Genomic DNA, 21,096 nt, shown 5'->3' on the forward strand with positions numbered 1-21,096 from the left:
GCGACATGAAAAAACCCGGCATGCCGGGTTTTTTATTGCCTGCGATCCAGACCAGGTCATTGCTCCGATTGTCGCGCCAGGGCAGCCTTGGCCGCGCGCAGACGACGAATTTCCTTCGGATCAGCCAGCAAAGGTCGATAAATCTCCAATCGATCCGCCGCTTGCACCACTTGATTCGCCGGATCGGCAACCACCTTGCCAAAAATCCCTACCGGGCACGTCGCCAGGTCCAGCTCCGGGAATGCATCGGCAATCCCCGAGCCCAGCAGTGCCGCACGCACACTGGTGCCTTCCCGCACCACACATGTGCGCAAGACCTGGCGGTCCGCCGCGGCATACACCACTTCTATCTCAATCAACGCTTGAGCTCTGCATTCTGCTTGGCCCGCTGGCAGAACGCGTCAACCAGCGTATTGGCGGCCTGATTGAACAACGGCCCCAACGTCGCTCGCACCAGCGGACCGGCGTAGTCGAACGACAGGTCCAGGCTGATCTTGCAGGCCTTTTCACCCAACGGCTTGAACACCCAGACGCCGTGGAGCTGATTGAAGGGCCCCTCTTCCAGGTTCATTTCGATGGACTGCCCCGGCACCAGCGTATTACGCGTGACGAAGCGCTGGCTCAAGCCACTCTTGGCAATGTTGAGGCTGGCGCGCATCTGGGTTTCGGAGCTTTCCAGCACCTCGGCGGATGAGCACCACGGCAAGAACTCCGGGTAGCTCGCCACATCGTTGACCAGGTCATACAGCGCCTGCGCCGGGTAAGGCAGCAAGGCCGAGCGTTGAATATGTGTCGTCATGTAAGCGTCACTTCCACAGCTGGGCGGCAAACACTACGAGAATGCCGATGGGCGCCACATAGCGCATCAAGAACAGGCTCAAGGCAAACAATACCGGGCTGCGCAGCGACAGTTCATCACGCACCGCTTCTCGCCCCATGACCCATCCTGCAAACACCACGAAACACAAGCCACCCAATGGCAGCATGATGCGTGATGTGAAGAAATCAATCACGCCGAAGAAATCCAGCCCTCCGGTCGCCCCCCACTGATAGAGATGGAACAACCCACCTTCGTTCACGAAAAACTTCGCTTGCTTCCATATATTGAAGGAAAACACCGTACCCAGGCCGACAAACCAGCAAGTGAAAGCCAGCCAGAAAGTCACCCAGGCGCGACTGATGCGGGTCCGCTCGACCAAGTAAGCCACCATGGGCTCCAGCAGGGAAATGGCCGAACTCCAGGCCGCGATGGCCACCAGCACAAAAAACACCACACCCATCACTTGGCCGAAAGCCATGCTGCCGAAGGCGAAGGGCAGGCTGACAAACATCAACCCCGGTCCCTCGCTGGGGTTCAGGCCCGCGGCGAACACAATCGGAAACAATGCCACCCCCGCCAGCAGCGACACGAAAGTGTCCAGCAGCGCGACGCCAACGACGGTTCGGGTCAGGGAGGCGTTCTTGGGCATGTAGGCGCCGTAGATCATGATCGAACCGACCCCGACGCTCAGGGAGAAAAACGCATGCCCCATGGCCGGCAGCAGGCCATCCAGGACTTTCTCCGGCTGGAAGTCGAACATGAAATGCACGCCCTCCAGAAAATGCCCGGTGGTCATGCTGTAGCCCAGCAGCACCAGGATCATCACGAACAGCAACGGCATCATGATCCGCAGGCTGCGCTCAAGCCCGGCCACCACGCCCCGGGCAATCACCACCGCCGAGAGGACCATGAAGATCGTGTGCCAGAGGGTCAGCCTCCAGGGATCGGCGATCACATTGCCGAAGTAGGCACCCACCTGGTCCGGCGTGGCCCCTTGGAAATCCCCGCGCCCCATGTCGATGATGTAGTCCAGGGACCAGCCACCGACCACGCTATAGAAAGACAGGATCAACAGCGCCGTGATCATCCCGGCGAAGGCGCCCCACGACCACTTGGTCGAATGGCCAGCCTCTACCGCCAGTACCTTCAGGGCATTGGCCGGGCTTTGCCGGGCTCGACGCCCGATCAGGGTCTCGGCCAGCATCACCGGTGCGCCGATCAACGCGATGCACGCCAGGAACATCAATACGAAGGCGCCGCCACCGTAGACGCCGACCATGTACGGAAACTTCCAGATACTACCCAGCCCCACGGCCGAACCGGTCGCCGCGAGTATGAAGACCCAGCGGCTAGCCCAACTGCCGTGGACAGAAACCTTGTCTGTCGACATCGTGATCACGCCCAAGCGTTCAAAAAAGAGGCCGCATTGTCCGGGATTCACTCAACGTGCTCAAGCACGCAGGTTCACCGTAGCCGACACGCCCGCAACTGCCTATAATGCCGCCCCTATGGCTAAACAGAAGAAACACCCCACAGGGACCATCGCGCAAAATAAAAAGGCGCGACACGATTACTTCATCGAACAGCGTTTCGAAGCTGGCATGGTCCTGGCCGGCTGGGAAGTAAAGAGCTTGCGTGCCGGCAAGGCGCAACTGGTCGACAGCTACGTGCTGCTCAAGGATGGCGAGGCCTGGCTGCTGGGCAGTCATATCACGCCGCTGACCACCGCCAGCACCCACGTGATTGCCGACCCGGTGCGCTCGCGCAAGCTGCTGCTCAACAAGCGCGAGCTGGAAAAGCTCTTCGCCTCCGTGCAGCAGAAGGGCTACACCTGCGTCTGCACGTCGTTGTACTGGAGCAAGCACCTGATCAAGTGCGAAATTGCCCTGGGCAAGGGCAAGAAGGAGTACGACAAGCGCGATACCGAGCGCGAACGCGACGCCGGCCGCGAGCTGCAGCGTGCGGTGCGTAACAAGGGCAAGGAAGACTGATTCTTTCGTCCTTGGGACCGTTATCGCGAGCAAGCTCGCTCCCACAGGATCACGGCGATACGCAAACCCTGCGTTCACCGAAGATCCAATTGTAGGAGCGAGCTTGCTCGCGATGGCGTCGACTCATTCAACATTGATGGGGCAGACTGACCGCTTTCACGAGCACGTTCACATCCCCTTGCGCCGCTCCGCCCGCGCCACCCGCTGCACTTCCTGGCGCACCTCTTCCAAGACTTCCTGCACGTACAAGATATGTCGGCTGGACACTTCCCGCGCCTGTTCGGCATGCCCGTCCATAATGGCTTGGTACAATTCCCGGTGCTGGCTGATCAGCATGTCGCGGGTTTCACTGCGCTGCTTGTACATGCCGCCGATGTTGGTGACGACGTTGCGCTTGAGCAGGTCGAACAAGCCGCGAATGGTATGCAGCAAGACTGCGTTATGGCTGGCCTCGGCGATCGCCAGATGGAACCGGGCATCCGCCGCCCCCTCCTCCGCCCGGCTGACCTCGTCATGGCGCGAATAACAATCCTGCAGCTCGTCGAAGGCTGCCGTCAGCCGCTCGCGATCCACATCCGTGGCCCGTTGTGCCGCGTAATACGCACAAGATGCCTCCAGGGTGTGGCGAAATTCCAGCAAGTCACGTTGCGCTTCGGGATTGCTTTCCAGCAGTTGCAGCAGCGGATCGCTGAATGTCGAGCCCAGTGACTCGACGACATAGTTACCGCCGCCCTGGCGACTGACGAGCAAGCCCTTGGCGGCCAGTTTCTGGATCGCCTCGCGCAACGAAGGACGTGACACGCCGAACTGTTCGGCCAGGGTCCGTTCGGCCGGCAGGCGCTCGCCGGACTTCAGCGTGCCCTCAAGGATCATGCCCTCAAGCCGCTCGACAATATCGTCAGACAAACGGCGCTGACGAATCTGATCAAACCCCATAACTCAATTCTCCACGATCCCGACGGCTCGCCGGGCTCTCTATTCTGGCCCATCCGGGCCGTGCCCACACCCACCAAAAACCATTTGTTCGGACGGATCAGATGCCGTCCGCACCGCTTATTCGACGAAAGTTTCAGGGCGGCAAATTGACACACGACAACCAAGGCTTTTACCCTAGCCAACAGCGCTTGTAAATTGGTATTACCAATTAACCAAAACCGCTGACCAGTGCCTGACCAACAACAATTAGGGGCCCACCCATGATGCAAACCTGGCAACAGCTCTACAGCCCGCTCGGCAGCCTCGGCTTGTCCGCACTCGCGGCCGTTATTCCCATCGTATTTTTCTTCCTGGCCTTGGCGGTGTTTCGCCTCAAGGGGCACGTGGCCGGCAGCATCACCTTGGCCCTGGCGATTGCCGTGGCGATTTTTGCGTTCAACATGCCCGCGGACATGGCCTTCGCCGCCGCCGGCTATGGCTTTGCCTACGGCCTGTGGCCCATCGCCTGGATCATCGTCGCCGCGGTGTTTCTCTACAAACTGACCGTCAAGAGCGGCCAGTTCGAGGTGATTCGCAGCTCGGTGCTGTCGATTACCGATGACCAGCGCCTGCAAGTGCTGTTGATCGGTTTCTGCTTCGGCGCATTCCTGGAAGGTGCTGCCGGCTTCGGTGCACCGGTGGCGATCACCGCCGCGCTGCTGGTCGGCCTGGGCTTCAACCCCCTGTACGCCGCGGGCCTGTGCCTGATCGCCAACACGGCCCCGGTGGCGTTCGGCGCCCTGGGCATTCCGATCATCGTGGCCGGCCAGGTCACGGGGATCGATGCCTTCAAGATCGGCGCCATGACCGGTCGTCAACTGCCCCTGCTGTCGCTGTTCGTGCCGTTCTGGCTGGTGTTCATGATGGACGGCCTGCGCGGCGTGCGGGAAACCTGGCCAGCAGCCCTGGTGGCCGGCTTGAGCTTCGCCATCACCCAGTACTTCACCTCCAACTTCATCGGCCCGGAACTGCCGGACATCACCTCGGCCCTGGCCAGCCTGATTTCCCTGACCCTGTTCCTGAAAGTCTGGCAGCCCAAGCGCACCGCTGGCGCCCAGATTGCCGGCGCGACTTCCAGCGCAGCGGTCACCGCCAGTGTCGGCGGTTTCGGCCAGCCGCGCAGCACCGTGGCTTCGCCCTACAGCCTTGGGGAAATCATCAAGGCTTGGTCGCCGTTCCTGATCCTGACCGTGCTGGTGACGATCTGGACCCTCAAGCCGTTCAAGGCCATGTTCGCCGCGGGCGGCTCGATGTACGGCTGGGTGTTCAACTTCGCCATCCCATACCTGGACCAGATGGTAATCAAAGTCGCCCCCATCGTGATCAACCCCACCGCCATTCCGGCCGTGTTCAAGCTCGATCCTGTTTCCGCCACCGGCACAGCGATTTTCTTCTCCGCACTGATCTCGATGCTGGTGCTGAAGATCAACATCAAAACTGGTCTTACCACTTTTAAAGAAACACTGTTCGAGCTGCGCTGGCCGATCCTGTCCATCGGCATGGTGCTGGCCTTCGCCTTCGTCACCAACTACTCGGGCATGTCGTCGACCATGGCCCTGGTGCTGGCCGGCACGGGCGCAGCGTTCCCGTTCTTCTCGCCATTCCTGGGTTGGCTGGGCGTGTTCCTGACCGGTTCCGATACCTCATCCAACGCGCTGTTCAGCTCGTTGCAAGCCACCACCGCGCACCAGATCGGCGTCAACGACACCCTGCTCGTCGCGGCCAACACCAGCGGCGGCGTGACCGGCAAGATGATTTCGCCACAATCGATCGCGGTGGCCTGCGCGGCGACCGGGCTGGTGGGCAAGGAATCGGATCTGTTCCGTTTCACCCTCAAACACAGCCTATTCTTTGCAACGATTGTCGGTCTGATCACCCTGGCCCAGGCCTACTGGTTCACCGGCATGCTGGTTCATTGAGTCCTACACGCAATACTGGAAAAACCGACGCCGAACCGTGATTCGGCGTCTGCTATTCACAACCGGGTCTGCAAGGCTGCTGAAAGATTTCCTGGCTATATTCAGCAGCCTCAGCGGACGGATAACCGGGACCACCCGGAGACACGCCTGATGAGCGAGCTTTTTTACAACGCCGTACCGAACGCGACCCGTGTCGCCCCGCCCTTGCCCGAGCCTCGGCAGTACCCCAGCGAGAAGCCGCGTCGGGTCTACCTGTTCGGCACGTGCGTGGTGGACCTGTTCTATCCCGAAGCCGGGATGGATGCGATTCATCTGCTGGAACGCGAAGGGATCCGGGTGGACTACCCGCAAGGGCAAAGTTGCTGCGGACAACCGGCCTACACCTCGGGATACACCGAACAGGCGCGGACGGTGGCACGGGCGCAACTGGCCCTGTTTGCCGAAGACTATCCGGTGGTGGTGCCCTCGGGGTCCTGCGCCGGCATGCTGCGCGAGCATTACGCCGACCTGTTCAAGGACGAGCCGGAAACCCTCAAGCAGGTGCAGGCCCTGGCGGCCCGGACCTATGAATTGGCCGAGTTCCTGCTGCTGGTCTGCAAGGTGCGGTTGAACGACAGCGGCGAGCCGGTGAAGGTCGCGCTGCATACGTCTTGCTCGGCACGGCGTGAGATGAATACCCACTTGCACGGCCGCGCGTTGTTGGCGCAGTTGCGTAACGTGGAGCGAGTCGAACACAGCCACGAAAGCGAGTGCTGTGGGTTTGGTGGGACGTTCAGCGTCCGCATGCCGGATATTTCCGGCGCGATGGTGGCCGACAAGACCCAGGCGCTGAAGGAATCCGGCGCACATCAGGTCGTCAGCGCCGACTGCGGCTGCTTGATGAACATCAACGGCGCGCTGGAAAAGCAGCAGGAGGCGTTGCGCGGCAAGCACCTGGCGAGCTTCCTCTGGCAGCGAACCGGAGGTGCCGCATGAGCACGCCGACGCTGATCCCGACCGTTGAAGTACCGATTGAGGCGCAGCAAGATTTTCGCGCCCGGGCCCACAAGGCCCTGGACGACACGCAACTGCGAAACAACTTTCGCAGCGCGATGGATTCACTGATGACCAAGCGGGCAGCGTCCTTCAGCGATGCCCACGAACGAGAACACCTGCGGGTGCTGGGCAATGCCGTCCGCGCCCGTGCGTTATCCAAGCTGCCCGACCTGCTCGAGCGACTTGAAACCAACCTGACCCGCAACGGTGTGAACGTGCACTGGGCGGAGACGGTGGACGAAGCCAATGGCATCGTCCTCTCGATCATCCGCGCTCACGAGGCGCGGCAAGTGATCAAGGGCAAATCGATGGTCAGCGAAGAGATGGAGATGAACCATTTCCTCGAGGCTCGGGACATTGAATGCCTCGAATCCGACATGGGGGAATACATCGTCCAGCTCGACCACGAGAAGCCTTCACACATCATTATGCCGGCGATCCACAAGAATGCCGGTCAGGTCGCGTCCTTGTTCCACGACAAACTCGGCGTGGAGTACACCAAGGACGTCGACCAACTCATTCAGATCGGCCGCAAGGTATTGCGGCAGAAATTCTTCGAAGCCGACATCGGCGTCTCCGGCGTCAACTTCGCCGTCGCCGAAACCGGCACGCTGCTGCTGGTGGAAAACGAAGGCAACGGACGGATGTCCACCACCGTGCCGCCGGTGCACATCGCCGTGACCGGCATTGAAAAGGTGGTGGAGAACCTGCGCGATGTCGTGCCACTGCTCTCGCTGCTGACCCGCTCGGCCCTCGGCCAGCCCATCACGACCTACGTCAACATGATCTCCGGGCCACGCAAGGCCGATGAGCTGGACGGTCCCCAGGAAGTCCACCTGGTCCTGCTCGATAACGGTCGCAGCCAGGCGTTTGCCGACAGCGAACTGCGCCAGACGCTGAACTGCATTCGCTGCGGCGCCTGTATGAATCATTGCCCGGTCTATACCCGAATCGGCGGCCATGCCTACGGCGAGGTGTACCCGGGGCCTATCGGAAAAATCATCACACCGCACATGGTCGGCCTGGCCAAGGTGCCGGACCACCCGAGCGCGTCTTCGCTGTGCGGCGCCTGCGGTGAAGTGTGCCCGGTGAAAATCCCGATCCCCGCGCTACTGCGGCGGCTGCGGGAAGAAAACGTCAAGGCGCCGGACAGCCCTAACCAGGTGATGCGCGGCCAGGGCAGTAAATACTCGGCCAAGGAGCGTTTCATCTGGAATGCCTGGGCCTGGCTCAACAGCTCGCCGCGGCTGTACCGGCTGTTCGGGTTCCTCGCCACGCGCCTGCGCGCCCTGACACCCAAAAACGTCGGCCCATGGACCCAGAACCACAGCGCCCCCCAACCCGCCGCCCGCTCATTGCATGACCTGGCTCGCGAACACCTGAACCAGCAGGGAGACCGCCGATGAGCGCCAAGAACAATATCCTCGCCAAGCTGCGTAAAAGCCTGACGGGCGCCACGCCGGTTGCCGACAACTTCGATGTCGAACTGGTGACGCAAACCTATCGCTATGCGCCCGAGGAACGTATCCCGCAATTGCGCAAGCTGATGGAGGCGGTCCACACGGAAATCCATCTGACGTCCGAGAACGGCTGGCCGGCCCTGCTGGCGCAATTGCTGCGCGACCGTCAATTGCCGAGCCTGCTCATCGCCCCGACCACCCCACACGGGAAAAAAATCGCACAGTTCTGGGCGAACAATCCGGGCCTGCCAACCCTCAAGGCTTACGACCGCCCCATAGAGGAATGGAAAGCCGAGTTGTTCAACGACACCCCGGCCAGCCTCACCGGAACCCTCGGCGCCATCGCCGCCACCGGCAGCCTGATTCTCTGGCCGACGCGGGAAGAGCCACGACTGATGAGCCTGGTGCCACCGGTGCATTTCGCCCTGCTCAAGGCCAGCGAAATCCGCGACAACTTTTATGAAGTTCAACAGGAATTCGAATGGGCCCAAGGCATGCCCACCAATGCCCTGCTGGTGTCCGGCCCGTCGAAAACCGCCGACATCGAGCAAGTCCTGGCTTACGGCGCCCATGGTCCGAAGGATCTGGTGGTCTTGATTCTGGAGGACCAATGACCCTTCCGGCCCCTTTCCTGCGCGACGTCCAACAGCTGATCCCACAGACGCGACGTTTCGACGATCCCTTGTCGACCTTGGCCTTCGGCACCGACGCCAGTTTCTATCGGCTGATTCCGAAACTGGTGGTACGCGTCGAGTCCGAAGATGAAGTGATTGCCCTGCTGAAACTCGCCCAACGGGACCAGGTCCCGGTCACGTTCCGCGCCGCCGGCACCAGCCTGTCCGGCCAAGCCATCAGCGACTCGGTACTGATTGTGCTGGGGGATAACTGGAACGGTCGCGAGATTCGCGAGCAAGGCACGCAGATTCGTTTGCAGCCCGGCGTGATCGGCGCCCAGGCCAACGCCTGGCTGGCCCCGTTCGGGCGCAAGATCGGCCCTGACCCGGCGTCGATCAACGCCTGCAAGATCGGCGGCATCGTCGCCAACAACGCCAGCGGCATGTGCTGCGGCACCGCGCAGAACACCTATCACACCCTGGCCGGCATCCGCCTGGTACTGGCCGATGGCACACGCCTGGACACAGAAGACGACAACAGCGTGGCGGCTTTTCGTACAAGCCATGGCGAACTGCTGGAACGCCTCGCCACCCTCGGTCGCGAAACCCGCGCCAACACCGAATTGGCCGCCCGAATTCGCCACAAATACCGTCTGAAAAATACCACCGGCCTATCACTCAATGCCCTGGTGGATTTCGACGAGCCTGTGGATATCTTGAGCCACCTGTTGGTGGGCTCCGAAGGCACCCTCGGCTTCATCAGTGCAGTGACCTACAACACCGTCATCGACCATCCGAACAAGGCTTCGGCGCTGATCGTATTCCCAGATGTGGAAACCTGCTGCAACGCCGTCACCGTGCTGAAAAGCCAACCGGTATCGGCCGTGGAACTGCTGGACCGCCGCAGCCTGCGCTCGGTGCAGGACAAACCGGGCATGCCGGATTTCGTACAACATCTGTCGATTAATGCCTGCGCCTTGCTGATCGAATCCCGCGCGGCTTCATCGTCGTTACTACAAGAGCAGTTGGCCCGGATCATGACCTCCCTGGCCGGCTTCCCGGTGGAAAAACAGGTCGACTTTACCGAAGACCCACGGGAAAACGCCCGCCTCTGGGCGATCCGCAAAGACACCTTTCCAGCCGTGGGGGCGGTACGCAAAACCGGGACCACGGTGATCATCGAAGACGTGACCTTTCCGGTGGAACAACTGGCCCTCGGCGTGAACCGCCTGATCGAGTTGTTCGACAAACATCACTACGACGAAGCGATCCTTTTCGGACACGCGTTGGAAGGCAATCTGCACTTCGTCTTCACCCAGGGCTTCAACAGCGCCGAAGAAGTCGAACGCTACCAGGCGTTCATGGATGACGTGGCGCACTTGGTGGCAGTGGAGTTCGGCGGCTCGCTGAAAGCCGAGCACGGCACCGGGCGCAACATGGCGCCGTTCGTCGAGCTGGAATGGGGCAGCGATGCCTACCAGTTGATGTGGCAGCTCAAGCGACTGCTCGACCCCAATGGCATCCTCAACCCGGACGTGGTGCTCAGCGAAGATCCGCAGATCCACCTCAAGCACCTCAAACCGCTGCCAGCCGCCGATGAAATCGTGGACAAGTGCATCGAATGCGGCTTCTGCGAGCCGGTGTGCCCGTCCAAAGACCTGACCTTGAGCCCGCGCCAACGCATCGTCATCTGGCGGGATATCCAAGCGAAAAAACGCGCCGGCACGGACACCACCGAACTGGAGCGTGCCTACCAATACCAGGGCATCGACACCTGCGCCGCCACCGGCCTGTGTGCGCAACGTTGCCCGGTAGGCATCAATACCGGCGAGCTGGTGAAAAAACTGCGCAGCCGTGACGCGACGAAGACGAAAACCGCTAACTGGATTGAAGGAAATTTCGCCACTACGCTGCAAGGCGCACGCTTCGCCCTGCACGTCGCCAACGGTGCGCGCATGCTGCTAGGCGCCCCCCGCCTGGCGAAACTGTCGGCTTCGTTGACGCGACTGTCCAAAGGCCAGGTCCCACAGTGGACCAACGCCATGCCCCAGCCGGAAAAGGCCATCCGTTTCAGCCCTACCGTGTCGGACGAACGCCCGCGCGTGGTGTACCTGGCGGCTTGCGTATCGCGGGTCATGGGCCCGGCGGCCGACGATAAAGAGCAGATGTCGCTGTATGAAAAGACCCAACGGCTGCTGGAAAAAGCCGGCTACCAAGTCGTCTTTCCCGACAACGTGGACAGCCTTTGCTGCGGCCAGCCTTTCGCGTCCAAAGGCTACGCCGAACAAGCCGAGCACAAACGCCAGGAACTGATCGGCGCACTGCTGCATGCCAGTCGCGGCGGGCTCGACCCCATCTACTGCGACACCAGCCCCTGCACGCTGCGGTTGGTCCAGGATCTTGGTGACGTGCGCCTGGACCTGTATGACCCGGTGCGCTTCATCCGTACCCATTTGATGGAGCGTCTCGACTTCATCCCCCAGGAGGCGCCCATCGCCGTACACGTCACCTGCAGCACGCAGCACCTCGGCGAAAGCCAGGCGCTGATCGACCTGGCGCGCAAATGCAGCAAAAATGTGGTCATCCCCGAAGGCATCCATTGCTGCGGTTTCGCCGGCGACAAGGGCTTCACCACACCCGAGCTGAACGCCCACTCGCTGCGCTCGTTGAAGGACGCGGTGCAGCATTGCAGCGAAGGGATTTCCACCAGCCGCACCTGTGAGATTGGTCTTACGCAACACGGTGCAATCGACTACCACGGGCTGGTCTACCTGGTGGATCGAGTGACCCAGGCCAGGGTGACCTGAAGAAAAATAGAACCCTGGCGAACGACCGCAGTCCACAGAACAAGCCCCGAAGTCGGGGCTTTTCCTCCATTCGGTTGTCCGTCCTGACGGCCAGCGAAGTCTGGATCCTCAGTTCAAGGAGATACTTATGAAGCGTTCTGCACTGTTAGGTCTGTTCGTTACTGCCTCGATGATGGCCTCCACTTCGTTCGCCGCCGACAAGCCGGACGACCTGTGTGAAGCCAATATCAAAACCATTGAAAATGCCCAAACGCAGTACCAGTCATCGGCCGACCTCAATGCCCGTGTGACGGCCAGCGTGACAAAGGCAAAGGCACTCAAGGCAGCAGGCAAAATTGACGACTGCGTTGCTGAAACCCAGCAAACCATCCTGGAAATCAGAAAGACGTCCGACGGCACCAACAAGTGACCGATAAGCAGGCCAACCTGCGGGTTGGCCTTGCCGGCAGATTGGCGTACACTCTGCACATGCCTGCCGCTCCCACAGACTCATGGAGCGACAGGTTCGGGGCCGTTTAGGATTCGACGCCGGTTGCGAAACTTTAGGTGCATGCCGAGTTGGTAACAGAACTCGTAAATCCACTGTTGCAACTTCTATAGTTGCCAATGACGAAAACTACGGCCAGGAATTCGCTATCGCTGCGTAAGCAGCCTTAGATCCTGAGCTTCTGGTACCTTCGGGTCCAGCAATCATTAGGGGATGTCCGTAAACCCAAAGTGATTGTCATATAGAACGGAATCGCCGTGCAGTACGTTGTGGACGAAGCGGCTAAAACTTACACAACTCGCCCAAAGCACCCTGCCCGTCGGGTCGCTGAGGGTTAACTTAATAGACACGGCTACGCATGTAGTACCGACAGCGGAGTACTGGCGGACGGGGGTTCAAATCCCCCCGGCTCCACCAAATGATCAAACAAAGACGTCCACGGACGTCTTTTTTTGTGCCTGCGATCCAGTAAATACGCGGCTTCCAGCGCTTTTGCGGTCTTCTGAGATTTTTTGAGTTCCAGCCATTCGGGTATTCCAAACGGTATTCCAGGCCATCCGGTGCTAATCTTTGGAATACCAAATCAGAGCCTGAGGAAAATCTCATGCCTGCTCAAACCCTCCGCCTCTCCGATCGGCAGCTCAAGGGAGTCAAACCCGCGTCCAAGGATTATGTCCTTACCGACGGTGACGGTTTGCAGCTCCGTGTACGCAGCAATGGCTCTCTGCTGTGGAATTTCAATTACCGTGAACCGGTGACCAAGAACCGCATCAACATGGGATTGGGCACCTACCCCGAACTGTCACTGGCGAACGCCCGAAAGATGGCGGTCGAAGCACGCGAGCTGCTCGCCCAAGGCATCGATCCGAAGGTGCAGCGCGATACGCTGAGTGAGGCCAAGCGCGCAGAAACGGAACACACCTTCGAGAACGTGGCCACCGCCTGGTTCGAGCTTAAGAAAGACTCGGTCACGCCGGCCTACGCCGAGGATATTTGGCGGTCGCTCACGCTGCATTTATTTCCAGACCTGAAAACAACTCCGCTTTCAAAAATCAGCGCACCAATGGTCATCGAACTGCTTCGCCCAATCGAGGCCAAAGGCAGCCTCGAGACAGTGAAGCGATTGAGCCAACGGCTCAACGAAATCATGACCTATGGGGTCAATTCAGGACTGATCTTTGCGAACCCCCTCAGTGGCATTCGCGCAGTATTTAAGAAACCCAAGAAACAGAACATGGCCGCTCTACGACCCGATGAGCTTTCCGAGCTCATGATCGAAATCGCGAACGCCAGCATCAAGCGGATCACCCGCTGCCTGATCGAATGGCAACTGCACACCATGACCCGTCCTGCCGAAGCGGCTACCACCCGATGGGCAGATATCGACTTCGACAAACGCATCTGGACCATCCCGCCGGAGCGCATGAAAAAGCGGCGTCCGCATACCATCCCGCTGACCGAACAGGTACTCGCGTTACTGGAGACGCTCAAGTCCCTCAGCGGCCATAGGGAATACGTGTTCCCGGCAGATAGAAACCCGCGCACCCACGCCAACAGCCAGACCGCCAACATGGCGTTGAAACGCATGGGCTTCCAGGACCGCTTGGTCAGCCATGGTATGCGCTCCATGGCCAGCACCATCCTGAACGAGCATGGGTGGGATCCGGAGCTGATCGAAGTCGCGCTGGCGCATGTCGACAAGGACGAAGTCCGAAGCGCTTACAACCGAGCGGACTACATTGAGCGCCGGCGTCCGATGATGGCTTGGTGGAGTGAGCACATCCAGAAAGCGGCCACTGGAAACCTGTCGGCATCTGCGATCAATCAAACCAGGGACCACAACGTCGTGCCGATACGGTGAGCGCTCGCCGGACGCCGCCGGTAACCGAAAATGACTCCTTAGATGGAGTGATGGTTGATTTGGCGCACACCGGCGACACCGGCGACACCGGCGACACCGGCGACAACCCGCGCAATACCTGGCCTGCAGCATGGCGACAAAAGTGGCGACTGTCGCCGTTGCAAGCCTCACTCTTGGGCTTCTCGGCCAAGCCCACGGAGCGGGAAGGCTCCGCATTCCCACTCGCATGGGCTCTGCGTAATTGCATCTCACTTGACCACCTAATTGCATTGCCACTGACCAGTTATTTGGATTCGCGCTGACCAGCCGTTTGCAGTTGATGGGTGTCAGCGGGTGCCACTCAGTGCGAGTGCGTCAGCCAAGTACTGAAGGGCTCAACCGGCCAGAAGCAGACGTTCAGAAGGTGAAAACGATCCGACTTAAGCTCTCTAACCGAACTCAAAAACATACGGTTACTGGCTTGGGATTTTGGCTCCCGTTTTGAGTATCTACTACCGGTCTCTATACCTCTTTGTAATCATTCAGCCATCGAACTAATACGTCATAATCCGCCAAAGTCACATCCCATTTGCTTGACGTTTCATGCTCGACAAATTTTTTGGCTCCAGATGTAAATGTAGAAGTTGTAACTAAAATTGTTTTATTCGGTCCATCTTTTGTATTTTTCACTCCTTGCAGCGCTCTTACCAATGCTACGCCAATTTTATTATCCTCTGCATAGCGCTTGCACTCAATGAAGTATTTGTTGCGAATGCCAAGTGAGTCCGTATGTATTGCAATTATATCTTTACCCCCATCGGCGGTTCTCTGAGTTAAATCGACCTCAAATCCCTTTGCTCTGAAAATTTCAGTTACGACCTCTTCGAACTCTCTCGCTGTGATTTCTCGCACCAGAACCGGACTCATTTGTAATGTGATTACTAGCTCTTGTATTGACTCGTAAAATAGTAGCAGATCCTCCGCGCTGTATATTTCCCTAAGATGCTCGATGCAAGGCTCACCAAGTGTTTCTACACCTTTTGAGTTATTGATGACGAAATTTAATAGACCTTCAGGATATTCTGAAACTTCAAAACTCAGGAAGATCGTATCTTTGCATTTTATGCAATCGAACTCATAAAAAACCTCATAAATATTTTCTTGACCCATGCCTCTTTCTGATCCGCCGACACATTCAATATCAAAGTCCTCAATTGATATCGAATCACTGTAACTACAGCAATCGCAGGCATATTGAATATTTCCAGAAAATTTCCACATTATCCCAACATTCCTTTTGTTTAAATATTCGCCCAGAGTGAGCGGTCCGGATGAGCTACCGAAGGGCTTCGAATCCCTATTCTAATGCGGTGGCAATGGACCAAAATCAGACGATTGCAGATGTAGGCACTAGCGTACACCGCTTCAAAAATAACGCATTCTTATAGAAGGGCTCTCGGACTGCTTGAAAACCTCACTCGGCCTGATATATATGAATATTTTGCAACATCTTAACAAGTGTAGAGGCTGATTCTTGAACTGGTGTTGGGTTGATATACCACGGACTATCATTTTCATCAGGATTACTAAAATTGAAAAGCAAATATCCGGTCAAAAATTCGTCAAAGCCACCCTCGCCTTCCTCTCCATAAGTTTCCTCGTGATAGTAGCCTTCATCTCGAAATAGTATGTCATTCAAATCGAGGGCGGCAAGATATGCTCTTCGCAAATACTGAAGGGCGAATATTCTCGCAGAGTATAAAGAAAGAGTGTTTAGCTGACTCAAACCTTCTTCATAAGTTATAGGATCTTCGGACTCTAGCTTCTTAAGTGTGCCGTGATAGGTTTGCGCGATTTTATGGGCTTCTTCGTAAAGCTTGATAAAATCTGAAACTCCATTAAGCGTAAATGAGCTGACTCTTGATGAACGGCCAAGTTGGGAGATTTCATTATGGTTTAGCTGGCTAGTTAAGCTTTCACAACCTGAAACGGCTATGGAGCAGGAGAGGCTTTCGCTAGCTTGGTAAATATTTTCGACTGCGATTTTAAGTCGGCTTATATCTAGACCATGAAGGTAAGGGTATTTATTGGTGAGGCTTTGTAAAGCCCCCCACTTAAGTGAAAGCAGGGTGCTTTCTAGAAGGTAGTTTCTGATCTCGGTCCAGCCAATTATGTGAAACCAAGGAAGACGGACAGCCGGCTCGACCGGGAACCGTTTATCTTCGTTTGCCTTCTCTTCTGTTTCACTGTTTTTTTCATCTACCCAAACTTGAAGTGAGGATTTCACTCTGTCATTCGAAATAAGAAAAAAATAGTGAGATACAACTCCTTGATATTTTTTGAGCTTAGTAAGTTCTTGCTCTAAGTCGCTGGGATATAAGCCCTCAACAAGTTTGCATTGAGCTACGGCTAGGCTTGCCTTGCATTTGATGTCAAACCCATACTGTCTGTCTCCTTTCGTGCCTTTGTAAGTTACATAGCTAGGGCTTATTTTGTTATGTATCTGTACGTTATGATCTTTCAGTATGAATTTGAAAAGATCTAGACAGATATCCTCAAACTCAGGGTCGCTCTCCGGTGGTTTTACACTGTGAATGCTACTTTGAATTGAGCGCCTTAATGGTTTCATAACTGAATATTCCATTTCAAAATCTTTTGGCTGAAAAGCTGTGCATGGATTTGAGGTGAAGAGTCGAAACGGGCCAGGTATTCTCCAAACCAATATATCAGGATGATGTCATTGAGCCTTCTATTTTCGGATGCCTCCAGGGAATCTGCTCATAGGGCCTACTGCAACCGCCAGCCAGCCAGCCAGCCAGCCAGCCAATAAGGCGAGGGGGCAATTTAACCAATATTCCGGTCCAATTTCGACCCAGGCCGCTAACTGCGTAGCGTAGAGGTCGCACTGTATGGGTCGGAAACGGTCGTTCCTGAGCGTCCGCTATTGGCGAAAGCTGCCGTTCGAGACCGACTCCTTTTGGCCGTCAGAGTCCCTCAGCTCACCGCCCAGTGAGCCTCCAAGCTAGTCTCTCGCCGCGATGAAGCAATGCTCGCCCATGAACTTCAGCAAGAGCTCAGGGAGCGGTGCCAGTCCGGTTGGGCCACTGCACTGCCAGGCGCCAGCACCGTAGCTGACTCTCAACTCCTGAGAGCCTTGAAGCACAAGTGCGGGTTGGGTGTCGTCATAGGTCTCAGAGTAGTAGTAAGTCATTCCCGGCAATGCACCTTTCGAACGTTTCAGCGCAAGGAACAGAGCGTAACTACTTAGCTCCGCGTGGTACCCGGAAAGGCGCTTGCGTGACAACAAATAAATGTCACCTGATTCTTCACGGTGTATGAGACGTTCCCCGCAATAGTCAATAAGCTGCGGCTCCGCGACGACATACCTCCGCCAATCCGTGCAGACTGCAGTCTCGATGATTTGCTGCAGCGCAGCATTCGCATTGCCTTCGATGCGGTCGAGCAGATTCTGGAACTCGCGCCGGCCGATCACCCTCAACCAATTCTCCGACCTGTCACGATAGGTACCAGCATCCGGTTGGCAGAAGGAGAACTTGGACGATCCACGCCCAATCAGGTAGTCGTCCATGGACAACAAAGCACGCTCAAGAAGGTGATCTGTGGAGGCGCGCACGCCCTCATCGAGGACGGCTCTAGCTCGCTCCGAGTAGCGGGCAAATGCGTCAAGGTCAAGTGGCCCGTCGGATGGAGTGCTGAAGTCAAGCAGAAACCCAATTTTTCCTTGCAAGTATGGATGTGCCTCCGCTTCAATAAACGAGGCCTCCCGTGTCGGATCTTCAACAATCAGTCCCACCTTGCGCACTTCTTCCTTTGCCTGCTCGCCACTGAAGCCGGCGGGAGGCTCGATCGCTTTGGATAGCGATTCGTACAGATTTCCGACGTGAGAAGCCAGGGCCTGCACCCCTTTGACAGCAAGGATGGCTATGTAGACATCGTCGACACGATGGTTAGCGAGAAGGTTTGAGGTGATGCGATCCCATCTAGACCGCTCTATCTCCAGTTCAGGCGAGCCTGACTTCGCCGCGGGACTATCCACCCAAGCAACCACGCAGAACAGTCTTATTAGATCGAGGTAATCGCTGTTAGGTGCCAGTGCTTTCTCCAGCGTTTTCAGATCTGACGCCGAGGCAGTGTCGCAGAAGTGGTCCAATACCACCGAGACGACTTGCGCACTCGAGGGATTGAATGCCCCTTGGGCCTCGAGTTCCCGCAGCGGGATGTAGCCGCGCGCATGGCGCAACTTCGTGATCCATTCTATTGTCGATCTTGATGCGCCATAAGCACGCTCGATTCGATTACAGGAGTCGAAGAATGCCATCACGTACATGAAGCGAAGGTAAAGCTCGTCAACCGCTTGCCCAATGGCTATGCCCTTTTTCTGGGAGGCAAGGCGCCAGAAAAGGTCCATCCACTTCTGGTCCATTGCTAGATCGAATCTGCGGGCCCAAGGCTCTGACGCCACACTCCTGACAAGCCATGCCTTAAAATGCTCGAAGGGCGTGAGCGGTTTGCCCCGGGCATTCATTTTAATGTACAGATCGTCGGTCAGGCCGAAGCGCTCCAAGTCGAGAAAGTGGAAAGTAATCTTGGGCTGCTGCTCATCCACGAGTCGCGCATACAGGCCTCTAGTGACACCAAACTTCTGGGCAATGGAGTTGAGTGTGGTCAGACAAGCCGCGACAGTAGGATCGCTGCGCCACGACAGGAAGAACCAATTGCTGTCGACCAAGTGTGCCGAGAGTTTGCCGTTCCAATGCTTCCCGTCCGCTGGGGGCGCAATGACGGCGTTTGCGAGCGCATCGAAGAACTCAGCAGAACTAGGCCGCGTGGCATAGGTGAACCTAGAGCGTCCGCCTTTTGTCCAGCGCCCCCTGAAATCTTCCAGTTGCCCCTCGCACATTGCGGTGTACCAGTGCAGGAGGAACAGAGTTGTTAGGCGCTGCTGGCCGTCAAGTAGCGAGAGCACCCTGCCTGCGCCGTCCTCGAATGTTCCATAGATGAAGTCGAGATCAAGCCCGTACTCGTGCTCACTGTTCAATGCGTCCCACAACGATGTCAGAAAGCCATCCAAAACGTCGGTGGACTGCTTGCGGCCTTGGGCGTAGTCACGTTGGATGATAGGGATTTCAACGCCATCTACGCTTGAGAAGAGCGTCGCGAATGAATGCTGCCGTGCCTCGCTCATGCGCATGCTCCGTTATATGTGAAAAAGCGAACCAGCGTACTACTGAGTGCGTGCTGGTGCTCCTTCGCATCTACTCGACTCCAGACCAGCATTTCGTCGATCTTGGTGCTGTAGTACTTCAGGAAGGCATTTTTTGTACAAGGCGGAACGAAGCGCCCCGCCTTGTCCAGCGCGATGAGTTTGCGCCGCTTGTGAGGGAAGATAGCGTTCCCGTAGCTTCGGTTTGTACCAGCGTCAAGCAGTGTCAAGTTACCAATGCTGTTGTCGACTTCAATATCTGAACCCGGATCGTAGCGATCTATGACGTCGTTGAACGCAACTTCAAATGCGGAAGCGTCGAAGGGCTCCTTGTCACGCAGCGTCCGCAAGCGCTCAACCAGCTCCTGCTCGGATGTGGGGGGGACACGGCCTACCGCTGCCAACTCGGGCTCGGAGAAGTATTCGACAGCCTGTCCGAGCCAGGCTTTTTGGGCGTCAATACGCTGAGGCATGTCAGACTTTACCGAGCGAATATGTTCCAAGTCCCACTGATCTTTCTTAAAGTGGTCGAAAGGGAACCACGGCCCGCTATCGCCGAGTTCCAGTAACGAAGCGATGTTGAACAGCAGGAGCAGACGGCGGATGGACTCACGATGCGACTCATAGTCCAACTGCGCGACGTGGTCTTCAACGAACCGGGCCAAATCGCTTTCACCCGCGACGCTTCGAGATTTACCAAAGACCCGCTTGAACACTTCTGCCTTGAGCGCAGCTCGAAAGGCTGTCTTGGAACCAGAGCTTCGCGCGAGGTCGCGTATCTGTCCCACTTTGACGTCTTGGCTTAGGAGAAAGCCAACAATGTGATACAAGAACCGGTCCCTGAACCACTCGTCGAGTTGCAGAAACATTCGTTTTACTGCGTCCCACTCGCTTGTAACCGCGTCCTGCTTTTCAGTTAGATGCGTGTTGAATGCAAGGAACAGGCTGTTGGTATCCCAGCGATTCGCAACCTGCTGTAGTTCGTCGGCCCGTAACCCAAGGACTAGGTCAATCCGATTCGCTTCTTGTTGTCGATTGGCCAAGAAGTACCAAAAAGCCTCTTCCTGCAGACGTCGCTCGATCTCATCCCAGTCCTGGGCAATCCTCAACTGCTGCAATTGCTTGGCGCGTATTCCTTCACCGTCGAAATTGCCACCTCGCAAGAACAGGGCCTTCACAAGCTCCGCGTTCGTGAGCGGGATTTTTCCAACATTCAGGCGCGTGAATACGTCAATCGGCTCGACGGACTGGTCAACCTCGTACCAGATGACTCTGACCTCATTCAGAAAGGCGGCCTCGATGTAGTTCAGCCGGTTGCTCCTAGGCTTGAACCAATCGCGAACGGCTTGGTACGCCTGCCAGATATGGAAAAAATCGATGTTCTCCTCATGTAGCTCTTCGTCGAGGGTGCGCAGATAGCTCGCGCTGTTCTGACGAGTCTCGTAGTTGAGTGCGAACAGAGTCTTGCGCTCGTCAGCTACCAAGCGGTTGTTGAAATAGGAGAGGATCAGGAAGATCGTGGTAAGCCGTTGCTGCCCATCAATGAGTTCCCAGTGGCCGTTGCGTTGTGTAACGACGATTGGCTGCAGGCAGTAAAACTCTCCCTGAACCTGCCTTTTCCTTTCTGTGAAAGCGGCCACATCGTCAAGCAACTCAGTAACTTGCCGAGAGGTCCAGCGATAGCCACGCTGGTAAGCGGGGATGAAGAACGACTCGGTCATTAGCTGGCTGACCGAGCGCAGCTGAAGATCACCTGTGCTCATAGGACCTCGTTGGGTAGTTCCCGCATAGCGCAAACCGTGTGATTTGAGATGGCCGTCCGTTCCAGGCAGCTCTCCCTTAAATAGCTAAAGCTTGTTCGCTAGCAGACCGATTGAAACCGTGCTAACCCTGGGCCGCGAATTTCCCCAAGGCTGGGGGAAAT

The 21,096-nt window shown here is 57.1% G+C and carries 16 protein-coding genes and 1 other RNA gene; 9 read left to right on the plus strand and 8 right to left on the minus strand.

Features of this window, described 5'->3' with window-relative positions:
- Positions 1–56 precede the first annotated feature (56 nt).
- From BLU85_RS18445 to BLU85_RS18455, 3 genes are read right to left on the minus strand one after another with little or no spacing between them, the layout of a single operon-like run.
- Positions 57–359 (minus strand): RnfH family protein, encoded by a 303-nt coding sequence (locus tag BLU85_RS18445; RefSeq protein ID WP_092202107.1) that lies wholly within the window; start codon positions 357–359, stop codon positions 57–59.
- Positions 356–799, minus strand: coding sequence for a type II toxin-antitoxin system RatA family toxin (locus BLU85_RS18450; RefSeq protein ID WP_060739231.1), 444 nt, complete (start codon positions 797–799; stop codon positions 356–358). Before BLU85_RS18450 ends, BLU85_RS18445 begins: the two co-directional genes overlap by 4 nt.
- A 7-nt stretch (positions 800–806) precedes the next feature.
- Positions 807–2,210 carry a sodium-dependent transporter gene (locus BLU85_RS18455; RefSeq protein WP_092202171.1) on the minus strand — a complete coding sequence of 468 codons (1,404 nt, stop codon included), beginning with the start codon at positions 2,208–2,210 and terminating at the stop codon, positions 807–809.
- Between the two features lie 118 nt (positions 2,211–2,328).
- On the opposite strand from BLU85_RS18455, the gene smpB reads away from it, so the two are divergent.
- Positions 2,329–2,811, plus strand: a complete 483-nt coding sequence (gene smpB, locus BLU85_RS18460) for an SsrA-binding protein SmpB (RefSeq protein ID WP_042730880.1) — start codon at positions 2,329–2,331, stop codon at positions 2,809–2,811.
- 168 nt (positions 2,812–2,979) lie between these two features.
- Here smpB and BLU85_RS18465 read toward each other — a convergent pair whose 3' ends face one another.
- Positions 2,980–3,747, minus strand: coding sequence for an FCD domain-containing protein (locus tag BLU85_RS18465; RefSeq protein ID WP_072411334.1), 768 nt, complete (start codon positions 3,745–3,747; stop codon positions 2,980–2,982).
- A gap of 263 nt (positions 3,748–4,010) precedes the next feature.
- On the opposite strand from BLU85_RS18465, the gene BLU85_RS18470 reads away from it, so the two are divergent.
- The 8 genes from BLU85_RS18470 to BLU85_RS18505 all read left to right on the plus strand — a co-directional run bounded on the left by BLU85_RS18470 (position 4,011) and on the right by BLU85_RS18505 (position 13,969).
- The gene (locus BLU85_RS18470) at positions 4,011–5,705 is read left to right on the plus strand and encodes a lactate permease LctP family transporter (protein WP_092202169.1); all 1,695 of its coding nucleotides are present in this window, start codon (positions 4,011–4,013) and stop codon (positions 5,703–5,705) included.
- A gap of 150 nt (positions 5,706–5,855) precedes the next feature.
- A complete protein-coding gene (locus BLU85_RS18475; protein ID WP_092202105.1) occupies positions 5,856–6,680 on the plus strand; it encodes a (Fe-S)-binding protein in 825 nt (274 codons plus the stop codon).
- Complete coding sequence (locus BLU85_RS18480) at positions 6,677–8,146, plus strand: LutB/LldF family L-lactate oxidation iron-sulfur protein (RefSeq protein WP_092202103.1); 1,470 nt, start codon at positions 6,677–6,679, stop codon at positions 8,144–8,146. Before BLU85_RS18475 ends, BLU85_RS18480 begins: the two co-directional genes overlap by 4 nt.
- Positions 8,143–8,814 (plus strand): LutC/YkgG family protein, encoded by a 672-nt coding sequence (locus BLU85_RS18485; protein WP_092202101.1) that lies wholly within the window; start codon positions 8,143–8,145, stop codon positions 8,812–8,814. The genes BLU85_RS18480 and BLU85_RS18485 overlap by 4 nt, the downstream gene beginning before the upstream one ends.
- Positions 8,811–11,621 (plus strand): FAD-binding and (Fe-S)-binding domain-containing protein, encoded by a 2,811-nt coding sequence (locus tag BLU85_RS18490; RefSeq protein ID WP_092202099.1) that lies wholly within the window; start codon positions 8,811–8,813, stop codon positions 11,619–11,621. The genes BLU85_RS18485 and BLU85_RS18490 overlap by 4 nt, the downstream gene beginning before the upstream one ends.
- Before the next feature lie 127 nt (positions 11,622–11,748).
- The gene (locus BLU85_RS18495; protein WP_092202097.1) at positions 11,749–12,030 is read left to right on the plus strand and encodes a hypothetical protein; all 282 of its coding nucleotides are present in this window, start codon (positions 11,749–11,751) and stop codon (positions 12,028–12,030) included.
- A gap of 98 nt (positions 12,031–12,128) precedes the next feature.
- Positions 12,129–12,525, plus strand: a transfer-messenger RNA (tmRNA) gene (gene ssrA, locus BLU85_RS18500).
- A gap of 187 nt (positions 12,526–12,712) precedes the next feature.
- A complete protein-coding gene (locus BLU85_RS18505; protein WP_092202095.1) occupies positions 12,713–13,969 on the plus strand; it encodes an integrase domain-containing protein in 1,257 nt (418 codons plus the stop codon).
- 501 nt (positions 13,970–14,470) lie between these two features.
- Here BLU85_RS18505 and BLU85_RS18515 read toward each other — a convergent pair.
- From BLU85_RS18515 to BLU85_RS18530, 4 genes are all read right to left on the minus strand, one after another.
- Positions 14,471–15,229 carry a restriction endonuclease gene (locus tag BLU85_RS18515; RefSeq protein WP_092202091.1) on the minus strand — a complete coding sequence of 253 codons (759 nt, stop codon included), beginning with the start codon at positions 15,227–15,229 and terminating at the stop codon, positions 14,471–14,473.
- A 193-nt stretch (positions 15,230–15,422) separates the two neighbouring features.
- Positions 15,423–16,592: a hypothetical protein gene (locus tag BLU85_RS18520; RefSeq protein WP_139207963.1), complete on the minus strand. Its 1,170-nt coding sequence runs from the start codon at positions 16,590–16,592 to the stop codon at positions 15,423–15,425.
- A gap of 378 nt (positions 16,593–16,970) precedes the next feature.
- Positions 16,971–19,154 carry a DUF262 domain-containing protein gene (locus BLU85_RS18525; RefSeq protein ID WP_092202087.1) on the minus strand — a complete coding sequence of 728 codons (2,184 nt, stop codon included), beginning with the start codon at positions 19,152–19,154 and terminating at the stop codon, positions 16,971–16,973.
- Positions 19,151–20,935 carry a GmrSD restriction endonuclease domain-containing protein gene (locus BLU85_RS18530; protein ID WP_092202085.1) on the minus strand — a complete coding sequence of 595 codons (1,785 nt, stop codon included), beginning with the start codon at positions 20,933–20,935 and terminating at the stop codon, positions 19,151–19,153. Before BLU85_RS18530 ends, BLU85_RS18525 begins: the two co-directional genes overlap by 4 nt.
- Positions 20,936–21,096 lie beyond the last annotated feature (161 nt).

It is taken from the genome of Pseudomonas sp. NFACC14 (assembly GCF_900106885.1).
GTDB lineage: Bacteria > Pseudomonadota > Gammaproteobacteria > Pseudomonadales > Pseudomonadaceae > Aquipseudomonas > Aquipseudomonas fluorescens_AA.

Coding starts and splice junctions, on each gene's coding strand:
- BLU85_RS18450 (WP_060739231.1), bottom strand. CDS start 799: ATGACGACACATATTCAACGCTCGGCCTTGCTGCCTTACCCGGCGCAG.
- BLU85_RS18455 (WP_092202171.1), bottom strand. CDS start 2,210: ATGTCGACAGACAAGGTTTCTGTCCACGGCAGTTGGGCTAGCCGCTGG.
- smpB (WP_042730880.1), top strand. CDS start 2,329: ATGGCTAAACAGAAGAAACACCCCACAGGGACCATCGCGCAAAATAAA.
- BLU85_RS18465 (WP_072411334.1), bottom strand. CDS start 3,747: ATGGGGTTTGATCAGATTCGTCAGCGCCGTTTGTCTGACGATATTGTC.
- BLU85_RS18470 (WP_092202169.1), top strand. CDS start 4,011: ATGCAAACCTGGCAACAGCTCTACAGCCCGCTCGGCAGCCTCGGCTTG.
- BLU85_RS18475 (WP_092202105.1), top strand. CDS start 5,856: ATGAGCGAGCTTTTTTACAACGCCGTACCGAACGCGACCCGTGTCGCC.
- BLU85_RS18480 (WP_092202103.1), top strand. CDS start 6,677: ATGAGCACGCCGACGCTGATCCCGACCGTTGAAGTACCGATTGAGGCG.
- BLU85_RS18485 (WP_092202101.1), top strand. CDS start 8,143: ATGAGCGCCAAGAACAATATCCTCGCCAAGCTGCGTAAAAGCCTGACG.
- BLU85_RS18490 (WP_092202099.1), top strand. CDS start 8,811: ATGACCCTTCCGGCCCCTTTCCTGCGCGACGTCCAACAGCTGATCCCA.
- BLU85_RS18495 (WP_092202097.1), top strand. CDS start 11,749: ATGAAGCGTTCTGCACTGTTAGGTCTGTTCGTTACTGCCTCGATGATG.
- BLU85_RS18505 (WP_092202095.1), top strand. CDS start 12,713: ATGCCTGCTCAAACCCTCCGCCTCTCCGATCGGCAGCTCAAGGGAGTC.
- BLU85_RS18515 (WP_092202091.1), bottom strand. CDS start 15,229: ATGTGGAAATTTTCTGGAAATATTCAATATGCCTGCGATTGCTGTAGT.
- BLU85_RS18520 (WP_139207963.1), bottom strand. CDS start 16,592: ATGGAATATTCAGTTATGAAACCATTAAGGCGCTCAATTCAAAGTAGC.
- BLU85_RS18525 (WP_092202087.1), bottom strand. CDS start 19,154: ATGAGCGAGGCACGGCAGCATTCATTCGCGACGCTCTTCTCAAGCGTA.
- BLU85_RS18530 (WP_092202085.1), bottom strand. CDS start 20,935: ATGAGCACAGGTGATCTTCAGCTGCGCTCGGTCAGCCAGCTAATGACC.